11 protein-coding genes are annotated in these 14,415 nt (G+C 68.9%); 4 read left to right on the forward strand and 7 right to left on the reverse strand.

Features of this window, described 5'->3' with window-relative positions; translation table 11 throughout:
• Nucleotides 1–65: 65 nt before the first annotated feature.
• The 4 genes from cobM to cbiD are packed head-to-tail and all read right to left on the reverse strand — an operon-like array spanning nt 66 to nt 4,765.
• The gene (cobM, locus tag ABWO17_RS02405; protein ID WP_353115681.1) at nt 66–986 is read right to left on the reverse strand and encodes a precorrin-4 C(11)-methyltransferase; all 921 of its coding nucleotides are present in this window, start codon (nt 984–986) and stop codon (nt 66–68) included.
• Nucleotides 967–1,911 carry a substrate-binding periplasmic protein gene (locus ABWO17_RS02410; RefSeq protein WP_353115683.1) on the reverse strand — a complete coding sequence of 315 codons (945 nt, stop codon included), beginning with the start codon at nt 1,909–1,911 and terminating at the stop codon, nt 967–969. The genes cobM and ABWO17_RS02410 overlap by 20 nt, the downstream gene beginning before the upstream one ends.
• Nucleotides 1,908–3,323 carry a precorrin-6y C5,15-methyltransferase (decarboxylating) subunit CbiE gene (gene cbiE / locus ABWO17_RS02415; protein ID WP_353115685.1) on the reverse strand — a complete coding sequence of 472 codons (1,416 nt, stop codon included), beginning with the start codon at nt 3,321–3,323 and terminating at the stop codon, nt 1,908–1,910. The genes ABWO17_RS02410 and cbiE overlap by 4 nt, the downstream gene beginning before the upstream one ends.
• On the reverse strand, nt 3,320–4,765 hold the full coding sequence (cbiD, locus tag ABWO17_RS02420) for a cobalt-precorrin-5B (C(1))-methyltransferase CbiD (protein ID WP_353115687.1): 1,446 nt from the start codon (nt 4,763–4,765) through the stop codon (nt 3,320–3,322). The genes cbiE and cbiD overlap by 4 nt, the downstream gene beginning before the upstream one ends.
• A 58-nt stretch (nt 4,766–4,823) precedes the next feature.
• Between cbiD and ABWO17_RS02425 the strand changes: the two genes are divergently transcribed.
• The 3 genes from ABWO17_RS02425 to ABWO17_RS02435 all read left to right on the forward strand — a co-directional run bounded on the left by ABWO17_RS02425 (nt 4,824) and on the right by ABWO17_RS02435 (nt 6,912).
• Nucleotides 4,824–5,378, forward strand: a complete 555-nt coding sequence (locus ABWO17_RS02425) for a MauE/DoxX family redox-associated membrane protein (RefSeq protein WP_353115689.1) — start codon at nt 4,824–4,826, stop codon at nt 5,376–5,378.
• 104 nt (nt 5,379–5,482) lie between these two features.
• Nucleotides 5,483–6,004, forward strand: coding sequence for a rhodanese-like domain-containing protein (locus ABWO17_RS02430; protein WP_353115691.1), 522 nt, complete (start codon nt 5,483–5,485; stop codon nt 6,002–6,004).
• 125 nt (nt 6,005–6,129) lie between these two features.
• On the forward strand, nt 6,130–6,912 hold the full coding sequence (locus tag ABWO17_RS02435; RefSeq protein ID WP_353115693.1) for a C-GCAxxG-C-C family protein: 783 nt from the start codon (nt 6,130–6,132) through the stop codon (nt 6,910–6,912).
• Nucleotides 6,913–6,950: 38 nt separating this feature from the next.
• Here the strand turns inward: ABWO17_RS02435 and ABWO17_RS02440 are convergent, their stop codons facing one another.
• From ABWO17_RS02440 to ABWO17_RS02450, 3 genes are all read right to left on the reverse strand, one after another.
• A complete protein-coding gene (locus tag ABWO17_RS02440) occupies nt 6,951–7,946 on the reverse strand; it encodes a quinone oxidoreductase family protein (RefSeq protein WP_353115695.1) in 996 nt (331 codons plus the stop codon).
• Nucleotides 7,947–8,401: 455 nt separating this feature from the next.
• Nucleotides 8,402–11,461 carry a hypothetical protein gene (locus tag ABWO17_RS02445; protein ID WP_353115697.1) on the reverse strand — a complete coding sequence of 1,020 codons (3,060 nt, stop codon included), beginning with the start codon at nt 11,459–11,461 and terminating at the stop codon, nt 8,402–8,404.
• A 237-nt stretch (nt 11,462–11,698) separates the two neighbouring features.
• On the reverse strand, nt 11,699–12,661 hold the full coding sequence (locus ABWO17_RS02450) for a histidine racemase CntK family protein (protein ID WP_353115699.1): 963 nt from the start codon (nt 12,659–12,661) through the stop codon (nt 11,699–11,701).
• A gap of 359 nt (nt 12,662–13,020) precedes the next feature.
• Between ABWO17_RS02450 and ABWO17_RS02455 the strand changes: the two genes are divergently transcribed.
• Nucleotides 13,021–14,184 carry an ABC transporter substrate-binding protein gene (locus ABWO17_RS02455; RefSeq protein ID WP_353115701.1) on the forward strand — a complete coding sequence of 388 codons (1,164 nt, stop codon included), beginning with the start codon at nt 13,021–13,023 and terminating at the stop codon, nt 14,182–14,184.
• Nucleotides 14,185–14,415 lie beyond the last annotated feature (231 nt).

Below are 14,415 nucleotides of genomic sequence, written 5' to 3' on the forward strand. Positions count from 1 at the left end.
GAAGGCGATGCAACAGCGCACGGCATTGTCACGCAATGTTCGCGGATTGGGCATGCAGCGGGGCGTCAGTCTTTCGAATGCGGGCCGCCGTCTTCGCCTGCGGGGGGGATATGGCGCCAACCGTGGGCGAAATCCGCCGCATACAGGCGCGACGCGGTATCGCCCGCCGCTTCGCCCGGCAGCACAAGGAACACCGTCTGCCGTGAAAAGCCGTGCGTCCGCATGGTTTCGGCCAGTCCGCCCGCCGTGGTCCAGGCCAGCGCCTGATCGGGCCAGCCCACCCGGTGGGCCGCCAGCACCGGAGTGTGCGGGGCCACGCCAGCCGCCGCCAGTTCCTCTTGCAGCCGTTCCGGCGCGGCGGCGGAAAGGTACACGGCCATGGCGCTGCCATGGCGGGCCAGTTCACGCAGCCGTTCCGCGTCCGGCACGGGGGTGCGCCCCTCCAGCCGGGTGATGACCAGCGACTGGGTGACCTCCGGTGCGGTGAACGACACCCCGGCGGCGGCGGCGGCGGCGAAGGCGGCCGTCACCCCCGGCACCACCGAGCAGGCGATGCCTTCCGCGTGCAGCAGGCGCATCTGTTCGCGCACGGTGCCGTACAACGAGGGATCGCCGGTGTGCACCCGCGCGGCGGTGCCGCCCGCCAGGGCCGTTGCGCGCAGCAGGGCGTGGGTCTGTTCCAGCGTGAGCGGCGCGGAATCGACCACCCGTGCGTCCGGCCTGGCGCAGGCCACCACCTGCGGGGGCACCAGCGAGCCCGCGTACAGCACCAGGTCTGCCTCGGCGATGATGCGCCGGGCCTTCAGGGTGAGCAGTTCCGGGTCGCCGGGACCCGCCCCCACGAACCACACGTGGCCGCCGCTGGGGCAAGCGGGCGCCGGGGAAGAGACGGGGGCAGCGGGTGAGGCTGCGGGAGACACGGCGCGGGGGCCGGTGGAGGAAGTGGCGGGTGCGCCGCCGGAGTGGTCACTGTCCTTGCTGGGCATGCAGGGTCCTGTCGGCTTCGGCCAGAATGCGCGCGTATTCGCCGCTGGCGCGCATCCGGCCCAGCGTGGCGTCGAAATCCGCCGCCAGCAGGGCGTTGGCGTCGGTGCGGGCAAAGGCCATGTAGGCGGAAACGTAGTCGTAGGGGGGGCGCAGCAGCACTGGTGCCCTGCCGGGGGCAAGGCGGTGCAGCAACGCGCGCAGGGTGGGTTCCGTGCCGGGCACGGCCGCTGCCTCGCGGCGCAGCACGGCCTGCACCCCTTCCTGCAACGAATAGAAGGAACTGGTGCGGATCAGCCCCTTGCGGGCGATGATGGCGTCCAGCGTGGGGCCATAGCTGTAGCCCAGGGCCAGGGCCACGGGCTTGTCGCCGTACAGGATGGCGTCGCGCGCGGTGCCGCTGGTGTCGGAGGCCAGATGGTGGTCATCCGGGTGCACCATGAGGATGACGTCTTCGTCGTACAGGGGCACGGTGGTGTAGTGCAGGAACTGTTCACGGTCAGGGGTGCGGTAGACCGCAAGGGCCGCGTCCAGCTTGCCTTGCCGGACCAGGGACAGTCCCCGGTTGAAGGGGGTGGCCACGAATTCCACGGTGCGCCCCAGACGGTGCAGCACGGCGCGGGCCACGTCCACGGCGGCACCGTGCGGCTGGCCGTCGTGCAGGTAGTTCCACGGCGGCTGGTCGAGGATGAACACGCGTAGCGGCGCGATGGTGTCTTTGGCGGCACCCGTGGCGGCGGCACCCGTGGCGGAGGTGCCGCCGGAGATGACGATTTCGGGGGTCTGCGCCCGGCTTGTTCCCGGCATGAGCAGCGCGGGCAGCACCAGCAATGCCAGCAGCACCAGCATCAGGGCAGGCAGGCTCGGCAGGGCGCGGGGCGGTGCCGTGTCGCTGCCTGGACGGTAAGGGAAGAGGCGCGGGGTCATGCTGCGTCACCTTCGGGCCGGGTGGCCGCCACGATGAAGACGGGGTTCATGGCCGCAAGGCGCAGGTCGCCCAGCAGGGGCACGGCCTCGCTGGCCTGGATGCAGGCCACTTCCGCGGGCCAGCCGTGCCGGGTCAACGCGGCGCGCACCCGCTCCAGCGTGCCCAGCAGTACGCAATGCACCACCAGCCGCCCGCCGGGGGGCAGGCGGCGGCATACGGCATCCAGCAACGGGTCCGCCTGGGGGGAATGACCGTCGCCGCTCAGGCCGCCGCCCATGAAAATTCGATCCGGGTCGGGCAGCCCGTCGAGGCAGTCCGGCAGCGCGGCGTGGACCACGTGCAGGTTGGGCGCGCGGAAGCGGCGGCGGTTCTGCTCGATCAGGGCCACGCGGGCCGGGTCGCGCTCCACGGCCACCACCAGGCCGTCGCGGGCCAGTGCGGCGGCCTCCACGGCAACAGCCCCGCTGCCCGCGCCCAGGTCCCACACGGTATGGCCGGGGGCAATGCGCAGGGCGGCGAGCCCGGCGGCGCGCACCGGCCATTTGGTGATCAGCCGGGCCTGCACGGCGAAGTCGGTGTCGGGGATGCCCAGCACGGGCAGGGCGGATCGCCCGCCGGGGGCATGCGGGGACGGGGCGGGGGCGGCGCGGGGCACCAGCAACACCGTGCAGTTGCCGCCCAATTGATCCAGTTGATCCAGTTGGTCCGGTTCTCCCCGTTCCCCCACTCCGGCGGCATGGCCCCCTGTATCGCTGCCGTCGCGGGGCAGGGCGAGTGTCACGTGGCGCTCGCCGGGGCTGCCCATGTCGGCAAAGGCATGCAGCCGCAACCCGGTCACCCCGCGTTCGACAAGGAAGCGGGCAATGGCCCCCGGCGTGTTGTGGCCGTCGGTCAGCACGCAGACCGGAACGCCTTCGTGCTGGGCGCGGCGCAGGGCCGACGCAAGGGGGCGATAGTCGTTGCGGCCATGCAGGGAAACGCAGCGCGCGTCCTGCCACGGCAGGGCCAGCCGGGCAGCGGCCTGTTGCAGGCAGGATGCGGCGGGCAGCACCCGCAGCGCGTCGGGGCCGAAATGTCCCGCCAGCCGCGCGCCGATGCCGAAAAACAGCGGGTCGCCGTCGGCCAGCACCGCCACCCGCAGCCCGCGCGTCCGGCACGCGTCCATGGCCTGCAGGGCCGCATCCAGCGCCGCGCCGATGACGATGCGCTGGCCGGGATGCTCCGGGAACGAATCCAGCAGGCGCGCCCCGCCCGCCAGCACCTGGGCCTGCGCCAGGACGGCGGCGTGACCGGGTGGCAGGGGGGTGCCGCGCAGCCCGCAGCCGATGACCGTGACAGGAGGTCTCGTGGCGGTCGCGGCAGCGGCCTGCCCGGTTGGGGGAGTGGCGTGGGGGGGCGTTGCGTGCGTCATGCCGTCACCAGGCATCTGCCGTCCATGTGAAAAAGGTGCACCGTCACCGTGACGCTTTCCGCCCCGCCTGTCCAGCCATGGGCGGCATCGCGGGCGCGCTCGGCCACGGCGCGCAGCACGGCGGGGTGGGCCGGGTCGGCCAGCAGCAGTTCCAGGGCCTGCCCGGCGGTGTTGGCGGCGGCCACCGCCGCGCATGTTTCCGTGCCCGCGCCCGCGCTGGCGGACCAGCGGGCCAGCAGGGGCAGGTCCAGCGGGGCCGTGTGGGCGTGGGTGTGCGGCAGCCCCTGCGCCAGCTTGACCAGCTTGCCGAAAAAGCAGCCCCAGGTCACGCGGGCAAATCCGCGCTGGGCGGCGGCGGCCAGCGAGAAGGCCGCGAAATCCGCCGCCTGCACGAAGGCCAGCGGCGGCAGGGCGGGGTGGGCGCGCATGAGCAGGGTTTCGCTGCGTCGTCCGGTGGACAGGCAGACCTCGGTCAGCCCGGCAGCGCGGGCCACGTCCAGCCCTTGCGCCACGGCGGCCTGCCACGCGTCGTGGCTGTAGGGGCGCACCGTGCCCCGCGTTCCCAAAATGGAAATGCCGCCCACGATGCCCAGGCGCGGGTTCAGGGTGTGCCGGGCGATGCGCTGGCCCTCGGGCACCCGCACGGTGACGCGCACCGTGCCCTGCCAGCCCGCCGCCGCGCATTCGTGATGCACGGCGAAGGCCAGTTGCCTGCGCGGTTCGGGGTTGATGGCCGGTTCGCCCACGGCCACGGGCAGGCCGGGCAGGGTGACCCGGCCCACGCCCGTGCCGCCGCGCAGCAGTACGGTGATGCCGTCGTGCAGCGGACATAACGCGGGCGCGGGCGCCGTGTGCGGGGCGGGGGAAACGGGGGCGCCGGGGGGGGCATCGCAGCCGGGGAAAGGCAGGGGCAGGTCGGGCGTGCCGCCTTCCGTCAGTTCCCCCGCGTCATAAATCAGGCCGCCAGCGGCATGCGCCAGGCCGTCAGCGCCATGAGCCAGGCTATCCGGGTCTTGCGACAGGGTTGCCCCTGCGGGGGCGCATTCCACCAGCGCCTCGATGCGCGCCCTGTGGGTGGCGTCCGGATCGTCGCCGCCGTCCTTGATCACCACGCCCAGTGCCGCGCAACAGCCCGCGCGCGCGCCAACAAGGGGCGTCACCTCGGCCACGGGCACGTCCAGCCAGCCCGCCGGGGCGGCGTTGCCCCCGCTGTTTTCGCTGCCCCCGCTCTCAACGCTGGTGGAGGCGAACGGCGGCAGCGGCACGGCCACCACGTCCGGTGCCGCGCCGCGCAACAGCAGGCGCAGGGCGGCCATGGCGGCGGCTGCCAGGGCAGAACCCGTGGTGAAGCCCTCGCGCAGTTCCACGCCCTGCGGCTGCGCGTCTGGGGGTGCGTCGCCGGGTGTGACGGGCGAAGTATAGTCCGTGCAAATATTTTTCATATCAACGGATTGGAACAATCGATTTGACGTGGGGGCGCCGCTCTGTAAGCACCGGAACATGCTATCAGCAAACGCCTCGTCACGCAGCAGTGGGGAAGGCGGGTACGCCGGGCCGGTAACGGACGGCGTTTCCGTCCCTTCCGGCACGGGCACCGGAATGGTGCAGCGTCTGCTGACCCACGTGTGGTGCCAGCGCGCGGTGCGCGTGGCCCTGGCGCTGGTCTTCGTGGCGGCGGGCGGGGCCAAGCTGGCCGACGTGCGCGGCTTTGCCGAAATCATCCACCATTACGGGATACTGCCCGTGTGGTCCGTGGGGCCGGTGGCGCTGCTGCTGCCCCTGGCCGAGGTGATCGCCGGGGTTGGGCTGCTGTTCGCCGTGCGCGGCAGCCTGGCGGCCATCACCGCCATGTGCCTGCTGTTTCTCGGCGTGCTGGGATACGCGCTGGCGACGGGGCTGTCCATCGGCGATTGCGGCTGCTTCGCCCCCGGTGAACTGCCGGAGGGCGTGGAAGATGGTTCCGCCCTGCGCGGGGCGCTTGTGCGCGACCTCGTGCTGTTGGCTGGCGTAGCCTATCTGTATGCCTGGCGTCGGTTGCGCCGTCGCGTTGCCTGAAGCCTGATGCAAGGGCCCGCCACGGGCCGTGGCATGCCCCTTCGTCGCGGGTCGTTCCGGGGGTGTGCAGGATTTTCGTTCCACAAACTCTTGAGGAGGTTGCGATGTCTTTGAAGAAGCTGGTTGCCCCGTTGGTGCTGCTTGCCGCGCTTGGTCTTGCCGGGTGCAACAATCCCTTTGCCGGGCCGTCCGAGGTTGACCTGGAAGCCAAGGCCGTGAAGCTGTCGCGCGACACCGCCAAGGGCGGCTACGAGCTGCTGACCGTGGCCGAACTGAAGAAGTGGCAGGACGAGGGCAAGGACATGCTCATCGTCGACACCATGCCCTTCGAGGATTCGTACAAGAAGAACCACATTCCCAATGCGGTGCAGTTCCTGTTCCCCATCCCGGACATGCCGGAATGGAAGATGACCGAGACCGGCGACAAGAGCGAGCAGGACTTCGAAAAGCTGCTCGGCCCGGACAAGGACCGCCCGCTGGTGTTCTACTGCGGCTTCGTGAAGTGCACCCGCTCGCACAACGGTGCGGTGTGGGCGAAGAAGCTGGGCTACAACAAGGTGTACCGCCTGCCCGGCGGCATCGTGGCCTGGAAGGAAGCCGGATACCCCGCGAAGACCGTGAACTAGCCGATTCCGGCGGGGCGGCGCACCATGCGGCGCCCCGCCTTTTCTTTTGCCGCCGACCGACCGGGACGGGCCGGAAGCGGATTTCCCGCTTGCCCGACCGCAGGGCGCGGCATATCAGGACTGGCATGAAGACAGACCGTCCCCCGAATCCCGATGCGGACGACGCAGCACGCGCCGCCTGCCCGGACGCGTGCCCGGGCGCCTGCCCGGACGCGTGCGACCTTGCCTGCGGCAACGCGTGCGAAGGCTGCGGGGATGGTGCGTCCGATGACTGTCCGGTGCCCGGTGATGCCCCCTGCGGTGCCCCCCGCCCCCTGCCGGATGACGATTTGTCAGCCCCGGTCAGTCTGACGGCCCCCGTCCCGGCGGATCCCGTGGTCGAGGCCATCCGTCGCAGGGCCGAGAACCTGTTCGACACCCGCCAGTTGCTCTGCGCAGAGGCCGTGCTGCACGCCGTGGCCGAGACGCTGGGCGGTCCCCTGTCCCCGGACCAGGCCGCCGCGCTGGGCACGCCGTTCTGTCAGGGCATGGGCGGCGCGGGCTGCACCTGCGGCGCGCTGAGCGGCGCCGTGGCCGCCGTGGGGCTGTTCCGTGGCAGGCCGGAGCGCGGCGCGGGCGGCACCAAGGGCCGGGCGCTGGCCCGCCGGATGCACGACGCGTTTCGCGCCGACTGCGGGGCCACCTGCTGCCGGGTGCTCATCCGCCACGTGCGCCACGACAAGGCGGCCCACTTCGCCCAATGCCGCAGTCTTACCGGCAAGGGGGCCGTGCTGGCCGCTCGTGCACTGCTGGCCGAGGGCGTGCTGCCCCTTGACGGGGCATTGTCCCTTCCGATGGACACCGGCCTGACCCTGTGGCGCAACCGCCTGCGGGCGCTGCTGCGCCTGCCCTTGTGCCGCCGGGGCTGACCCCCGGCGGGTTTCCTGCCTTTCCTTCGTTTTCTGCCCTACACCAGCAGCACCGTGGAACCGGTGGTCCGGCGCGACTCCAGCGCGCGGTGCGCGTCGGCGGCCTGCGCCAGCGGGAAGGTCTGGTTCACCTGCACCTGCACGATGCCCGCACGCACCACGTCGAACAGGTCGCGCGCGTGGGCCAGCAGGTTGGGCCGCTTGGCGGTGTAATGCATCAGGCTGGGCCGGGTGAGGAACAGCGAGCCCTTGGCCGCCAGCAGGGCGGGGTTGAACGGCTCCACGCTGCCGGACGACTGCCCGAACGAGACCATGGTGCCCATGGGCCGCAGGCAGTCCAGCGATGCCATGAACGTGGCCTGCCCCACCGAATCGTACACCACGTCCACGCCGCGTCCGTCGGTGAGTTCGCGCACCCTGGCCGCCACGTCTTCCTGCCGGTACAGGATGACGTGCTGGCAGCCGTTGGCCCGCGCGCGTTCGGCCTTGGCCTCGTCGCCCGCCGTGCCGATGACCGTGGCCCCCAGATGCCGCGCCCACGGCACCACAAGCGACCCTACGCCCCCCGCCGCCGCATGCACCAGCATGGTGGTGCCCTCCGTCACCGGGTAGCAGCCGTACAGCAGGTAGCGCGCGGTCATGCCGCGCAGCATCATGCCCGCCGCCGTGACGAAGTCGATGTCGTCGGGCAGCACCACCAGCCGGTGGGCGGGAATCAGGCGGCGTTCGGCATAGGCCCCCACGGGGTTGCCCGCGTAGGCCACCCGGTCGCCGGGCTGCACCTCGGTCACGCCGTCGCCCACGGCCTCCACGGTGCCCGCGCCTTCCATGCCGGGGATGGCGGGCAGCGCGGGCAGCGGGTACAGCCCGGTGCGGTGGTATACGTCGATGAAATTGAGCCCCACGGCCCCGTGGCGCACCAGCGCCTCGCCGGGGCCGGGCGTGCCGGGGGTGTGGTCTTCCCAGCGCAGCACTTCCGGCCCGCCGGTTTCATGAAAGAAGATGGCCTTGGATGGTTCGGACGATGTGGGCATGCGTGCCTCCCGCGTGGGGCAGAGGTGGATGTTTGCCTTGCATGGTAGGGCAGCTTGGGGGTTCGCACAAGACGGTCCGGAAAAGTAACCGGGTTCCTCAGGGGGAACAGGGGGAACAGGGGGAACGGGGGGAACGGGGGGAACGGGGGGAACGCGGGGAGTGTGGGGAAAGGGTCGGGAACGGAGGGGTGGACGGGCGGAGGATGCCAGCCGGAAGGGCGGTGCGGAAAGGCGGCAGCCGGGCGGATGCCGCTGGCGGCTGATGGCGACGGGCCGTACAGGCGACGGGCCGTACAGGTGACGGGGCCTACAGGGCGACGGGCCATTGTCCCTGCGCGGGACGCCAAAAGGAAAGCCCCGCCGAAGCGGGGCCAGTGGGGCGAGCAAAGGCGGGGTTACCGCGGCTCGCGCCGCCTGTATGGCATGAAAGCGCGGGCCGGGCAAGGGGCGGCGGGTCACACCGGCGACGCGATGCGGTTCCCCACCGTATCAACGCCGGTAAGCCGCGACATGGCCGTCAGGTATTCCGCGTTGCGGTCCAGGTAGAAGGCCAGGGGCTTGGAGAAGTTCTTGCCCACGATGCCGTCCACGAACAGCTGGCTCACCTCGCGCTCGCGGGTCAGCACCATCTGCGAGCGGGCCAGGATGGCCTTTTCTTCCGGCGACATGTCGCGCACCAGCAGCGAAAGCACGTTGCGCGCGCGCGGCTGGTACATCCAGAAGTACATCATGTCCAGGGCATTGATGATGATGGTCCGCTCCAGGTCTTCGGCCTCGGCCTCCACCGCGCGGATGAACTGCTTGGGCTGCGAGAGCAGTTCCAGCACGTCTTCTTCGGGGAACAGCAGTTCCAGCCTGGAGAAGGTGTCGAACAGCTGGTGCAGCTTGCTTTCGTAGTCCCAGCGGCGGATGCGCATGTTGTTGTTGCGGTCGGCATAGCCTTCCACGGCACCGGCGATGGTGTCGGACGCCATCTTGGAGATGACCGCCGCATAGGGCTGGATAAGCGCGGTGGGGTTGGGCACGTGCATCAGCACCAGAAGTTCCACCAGCATCTCGCTGTAGAGCAGTGAGGTGGGGATGGCCAGCACGCTGCGGAAGATGTTGCCGAGCACCGCCTCCTTGGGCAGGCCCCGGTAGATGTTGTGCGCGGCGATGTAGGCCCCGTTGGCGGCCGAAATGACGGCGTAGACCAGGGTGGGGTTGTTGCTCACCGTCATCCCGAAGCCCTGTTCCAGCAGCAGCACGCGGATGACGTTTTCCAGCAGCGGCACGGAAATGCCCGTGAACAGCAGCGAATCGCTTATCCGGCTCCAGCTCACGTAGTCGTTCCAGCGCAGCAGGGGCGACCGGCTTACGCCGCCGCCGCCCGTCACGGCCTGGATGACGTTGCGCACCCCGGTGATGCCGAACCAGATGGTGGTCCACAGCATGGCCGTGAGCAGGCTGTCCTGGGTCTGCATGAACGAGAGCACGGCGGGGATGAACCCGGCCAGAACCTTCAGCGCGTTGGATACGCCGGTGTTCAGGTAGCGCATGCCCATCCAGCGCTTGCACACGGCCCCGCCGCGCATGTGCAGCGAAAGGCCGTTGCCGCCGCTACGCGCAAAGCCCCCCAGGGTGGCGATGTTGCCGCGCGGGGTGACGCGCGAGGTGTCGGTGCGCACCACCCATTCGCGCGACCGGCGAAAGCCGAAGCGCGAACAACCCGGCAGCCGCCGCACCAGGCTTACCAGCGTGGGGCTGGGCAGCACGGGGGTGCGCCGTTCCAGCATGCTTTCGCGCAGGTACACCTCGGTGTGCACGGGAATGATCTGGCGCATGGTGTCGCGCGGGTCGTCGATCTGCTTCTGGGCGCGGCGGGGCAGCGTTTCGCGGAACACCAGCCCCATGCCGTGCACCCGGTGCGAGCGGCTGGTGGAATCGCTGCCGATGCGCGATTTCAGCTGCACCGACTTGTAGAACGCTTGCAACCGGGGGATGTTGCGCAGGATGCGGCGGAATTTTTCGCACCGTTCGGGGGCATCGAGCCCGCCGGTTTCGGCGTAGTCCCGGATCAGCGCGCGGATAAGCCGCTTCAGCCGGGGGGCGCTGCCGCTGTTGATGGCCAGTTGCAACTCGTTGATGGCCCGGATGTTGGCCACGTGGGCCTCGTCGCCTTCCGCCCAGTCCTTGAGGTTGAACAGTTCGAGGTGGGTGATCAGCCCTTCGCAGTCCCACAGCAGCTCGAGCACGTCGGCCACGGTGAGTTCCGAGAGGTTCAGGGTGATGCGGTAGCCGCTGTGCAGGCTGGTCAGCCAGTCCAGCAGGGCGCGGGGCGGCGTGCGCAGGATGTCGGGCACGTCGGCCCCTTCATGGGGCACGAAGGGCGAGGGAATGTCCGGGTTGCGCGCTGGGACCAGCCACAGGTCGTGCACGGTCTCGGCATCCAGTCCGTCCAGGCGCTGCACCAGGGCCTCTATAGCCTCGCGTTCCGGCTGGGTGGCCATGGACCATTCGTCGCGCAGTTCCTCGACCCGCCCCTGCAAGGCGGGCACCAGCCGCTTGTGGATGAATTCGGCCAGGTGCAGCAGCGATGCCTGCCCCGTGCCCACGAAGGCCAGGAATTCTTCGCGGTGCAGCGGTTCCAGGGTAAGCCCGAATTCCTCGTTGATGGTGCGGCGGTGGCGCTCGTTGTAGCGGCGCAGCACCTGCAACACGTATTCCGCGAGATATTGCGAGGCCTTGCGGCCTTCCTGCATCAGGTGCTGGGTAGGGGTTTCTTCCAGAAACGACAGGAAGCCCTGCGAATCGGAAAAGCCGCGCGGCACCCAGATGAGTTCGGCGTACTGGTTGCGCGCGGGTACCCGGAACTCCACCCCGATGCGGACGGAAACCCCCATGATGTCGGCGGCCTGCATCAGTTCGCGGGCGGCGGCGGATTCCACGAAGTTGTAATAGATGACCGTAAGATGCCGGATACCCTTGATCCACGCGTCCATGATCAGGTGGGTGGGGTTCTTGCGGCCCTTGGTGTTGGCGTCGTGCACGTGGTTGTCGAAGGCCAGCTGGTTCCACTCTTCCGGCATTTCCAGCAGGTGGTACTGGGCCAGCAGGGTGCGCACGATGCGGGGCTTGCCCGACGCGGCGCGCCGGAAGTCGTGCGCCAGCTTGAGCTGGCGGCAGGTGTCGCCATGGGCGCGCACGAGATCCTTCATGATCTGGATGAGCACGCGCGCCGTGTTGCGGCGCAGGCCGGTCTGTGCGCTGTACAGCACCTCGTCGCGCAGGGTCTGGAGGGCCAGCAGGCGGTCTTCCGCCAGGCCCGCCTCCAGCGAATCCAGCAGGTTGATCACCGCGTAGGCCACGCGCAGTTCGCGCGAGACGGCAAGTTCCTTGATGCCGTGCGGGTGCAGGCTGGCATCGAACAGCTTGCGCACGAAGGGGCTGGGAGTGCGGGCCTTCTCCAGCACCTTGTTGACCATGAGCAAGAGCTCGTGGTCCTGCTGGTCGAAGAAGAGCGTGCGAAATGCCATGGATATGTCGCAGTGACGCCGTGCGTCCGTGAAGGGTGCGGGAGCCCCGGCAAGGGCTCCGTGGCGATGCCGGAAAATGTGGGCGGCAACCGCGTGATTACGGGAGGTTCCCGTGCATGCATTGTTACGGAAAGGTTACGACGCCGTCAATCGGGGCGCGCGTCGGGCGCGGGCAACGCACCGCCGATGCAGGGAAAGCCGTGCGCAAGGCCCGCCGGGGAGTGTGCGGCCTTGCGGCTATGCGTGCTGGTCGCCGTACAGGTAGGCGGTGCCGCTGGCCACGTGGCGCACCGTGCCGCCTATCCACGCCTCTGGCGTCAGGCCGTCCCGGCGGTTGACGGATACGCGGATGACGGCGCCGCTGGGCTGGCGCACCGCCAGCGCCGTTTCGCCGTTGGTCTGGGCGGCGCGGTGCAGGCCGTAGGCCAGCGATCCGGACCCGCAGGCGGATTCAAGAAGGATGCTTCCGGTATCGCGTACCCGGACCACCGGAGTGATGGAGGGCGCCGCAAGGGGGCCGTGGCACCAGATGCACCCGGCTGCCGGTTCGCCATCCAGTTCGTAGCGGAAGATAAGTTCGGCGGCATGCCCGCGCCAGTCATCGGGAAAGGGGTGCGTCGAAGCATCCAGCAGCAGGTGGGCTATGCCCGGCAGGCGCACCAGCGCCAACCCCTCGGCCAGCGGCTGCACCAGTGGGAACGCCGTGGTATCCTGCGCCGCCCTTTCACCCGGCCATGCCGTTTCCGCCGTTCCGGCAGTGATCGGGGTGACTGGGGTGACGGGGGTGACGGGGGACGGCAGGGGCATGCGCACGGCGGCGTCCGGGCCGTGCGGGGTGTGCACCACCCGCACCGGCAGGGGGGCGGAGACCCCGGAACTTGTGATCTCGCCGGACATGAGCCCCCCCGGACCGGCGTGCAGCACCCGCTTCAGCGCCAGCAGTGCGGCCAGCGAACGGCAGGCATTGCCACAGAATTCGCCGCCCATCATGTCGATGCGCGGGCGCGCGCCCGCCAGCGTGACAAAACCCACCTGTTCGGCGTGCACGTGGTGTTCGCCCATCAGCTCCGCCGCCACGGCGGCGCGCAGGGGCGCGGGCACCGGGTCGGTGACGAGGATGGTGGTGTTGCCGCCGGGGCTGAACTTGTGGAAGCGCAGGGCGCTCTGGTGGTGCATGACGAGGATGGGTTGAATGAACAATCTTGTCGTGTCAAGCGGACGCCATCCCGTGGGGGGAGGGTGGTCGCCAAGGCGCGAACGCTGTCGGAATGCCGGAACATGCTGGAATATAGAGAATTGCCACGGTGTGTCGCGCGTCGGGTGGCTTGGAGGCGCGGTGCGGCCCCGGACGCGTGGTATCTTGTGCATGATGCCTTATGGTTAGCTAACTGTCCAGCATGACGGCACAAATTTTGATGATAAAATTGTTAAAACATAAATATTTGAAATAGCACCATATTTACAAAAAAGACATTATTGAAGAAAGCGGTTCCCTTCATGGTCCGATTGGGATAGTAAATCGCTATCAAAAACCCTAGTTTCCCTGCGAGGAGGCAAAGATGAAGAAGACAGTATTGCTCGTGCTGGCACTTCTGCTGGTGCTGTCGGGCCAGGCGTTCGCCGCCGACACCATCAAGCTCGGCTTCGTCATCCCCCTGACCGGTGACATCCCCAAGGTGGGTGAGGCCTCGAAGTTCGCCGCCGAAATGCTGCGCGAAGAAATCAACGGCAAGGGCGGCCTGGATGTGGGCGGCAAGAAGTACAAGCTCGAATTCGTGTTCGAGGACAACGAAGCCAAGCCCGAATCCGCCGTCAACGCCATGCTGAAGGTCATCGAGCGCGACCAGGTTCTGGCCGTGGTCGGCCCGCAGTCGTCCAAGCAGGCCGTGCCCGCCGGCGGCGTCGCCAACGACAACGAAACCCCGATGATCTCGCCGTGGTCCACCAACCCGGATACCACCAAGGGCCGTCCGTGGGTGTTCCGCGCCGCCTTCCTCGATCCCTTCCAGGCTCCCGTGGTGGCCAACTTTGCCACCAAGCAGTTCAAGGCCAAGAAGGCCGCCGTGCTGTTCGACATCTCCAACGACTACTCGAAGGGCCTTGCCGAGTTCTTCAAGGCGGAGTGGGAGAAGATGCACGGCGCCGGCGCCGTTGTGGGCATGGAATCGCACGGCACCAAGGACCAGGACTTCTCGGCCCAGCTGACCAAGGTCATCGCCGCCAAGCCCGACTTCATCTTCCTGCCTGAAAACTACAACATCGTTGCCCTTATCGTGAAGCAGGCGCGCGACCTTGGCTACAAGGGTCCCTTCATGGGTTCCGACGCCTGGGGTTCTGCCGAGCTGATGGACCTGTGCGGCAAGGAATGCGTGGGCCAGTACTTCTCCACCCACTACGCCGCCGCGGGCGCCACCGGCGCCACCAAGGAATTCATCGACAAGTACAACAACAAGTACGGCTACATCCCCGACGATGTTGCCGCCCTTACCTGGGACGCCACCCGTCTCGTGCTGCAGGCCATCCAGAGCGTGGGCAAGGTTGACTCCGATACCCGCAAGATGCGCAAGGCCGTGCGCGACGCCATGGTCGGCATCAAGAGCTTCGACGGCATCACCGGCAAGATGAGCTTTGACGAAAACCGCGACCCCATCAAGTGCGCCGTTGTCGTCAAGATCAGCGAAAAGGGTGAATTCACCTTCGCCGAATCGGTCTGCCCCAAGTAGTATGATGACTCCCCGCGCGGCCCACGGGCCGCGCGGGGCCTTTGCTGCCGCACGCACACCGCGGCTTCCGCTTCCATCCGCGCCGCCCCGGCGGCGCGCCGGGTTGCCGCCCGGCCAAGGTGCCACCCTGCGCGGGTTCCCATCCGGAACCCGGCACCTGTAAGCGGAACCTACGAATCACCTTTCACGGACGGCGCGCACGACGCGCCGCCCGTGTTCTGCCCCCCTGAC

Source organism: Nitratidesulfovibrio sp., assembly GCF_040373385.1.
GTDB lineage: Bacteria > Desulfobacterota > Desulfovibrionia > Desulfovibrionales > Desulfovibrionaceae > Cupidesulfovibrio.

Excerpts from the sequence above, each read along its gene's own strand:
- cobM (WP_353115681.1), bottom strand. The coding sequence starts at position 986 with ATGCCCAGCAAGGACAGTGACCACTCCGGCGGCGCACCCGCCACTTCC.
- ABWO17_RS02410 (WP_353115683.1), bottom strand. The coding sequence starts at position 1,911 with ATGACCCCGCGCCTCTTCCCTTACCGTCCAGGCAGCGACACGGCACCG.
- cbiE (WP_353115685.1), bottom strand. The coding sequence starts at position 3,323 with ATGACGCACGCAACGCCCCCCCACGCCACTCCCCCAACCGGGCAGGCC.
- cbiD (WP_353115687.1), bottom strand. The coding sequence starts at position 4,765 with ATGAAAAATATTTGCACGGACTATACTTCGCCCGTCACACCCGGCGAC.
- ABWO17_RS02425 (WP_353115689.1), top strand. The coding sequence starts at position 4,824 with ATGCTATCAGCAAACGCCTCGTCACGCAGCAGTGGGGAAGGCGGGTAC.
- ABWO17_RS02430 (WP_353115691.1), top strand. The coding sequence starts at position 5,483 with ATGTCTTTGAAGAAGCTGGTTGCCCCGTTGGTGCTGCTTGCCGCGCTT.
- ABWO17_RS02435 (WP_353115693.1), top strand. The coding sequence starts at position 6,130 with ATGAAGACAGACCGTCCCCCGAATCCCGATGCGGACGACGCAGCACGC.
- ABWO17_RS02440 (WP_353115695.1), bottom strand. The coding sequence starts at position 7,946 with ATGCCCACATCGTCCGAACCATCCAAGGCCATCTTCTTTCATGAAACC.
- ABWO17_RS02445 (WP_353115697.1), bottom strand. The coding sequence starts at position 11,461 with ATGGCATTTCGCACGCTCTTCTTCGACCAGCAGGACCACGAGCTCTTG.
- ABWO17_RS02455 (WP_353115701.1), top strand. The coding sequence starts at position 13,021 with ATGAAGAAGACAGTATTGCTCGTGCTGGCACTTCTGCTGGTGCTGTCG.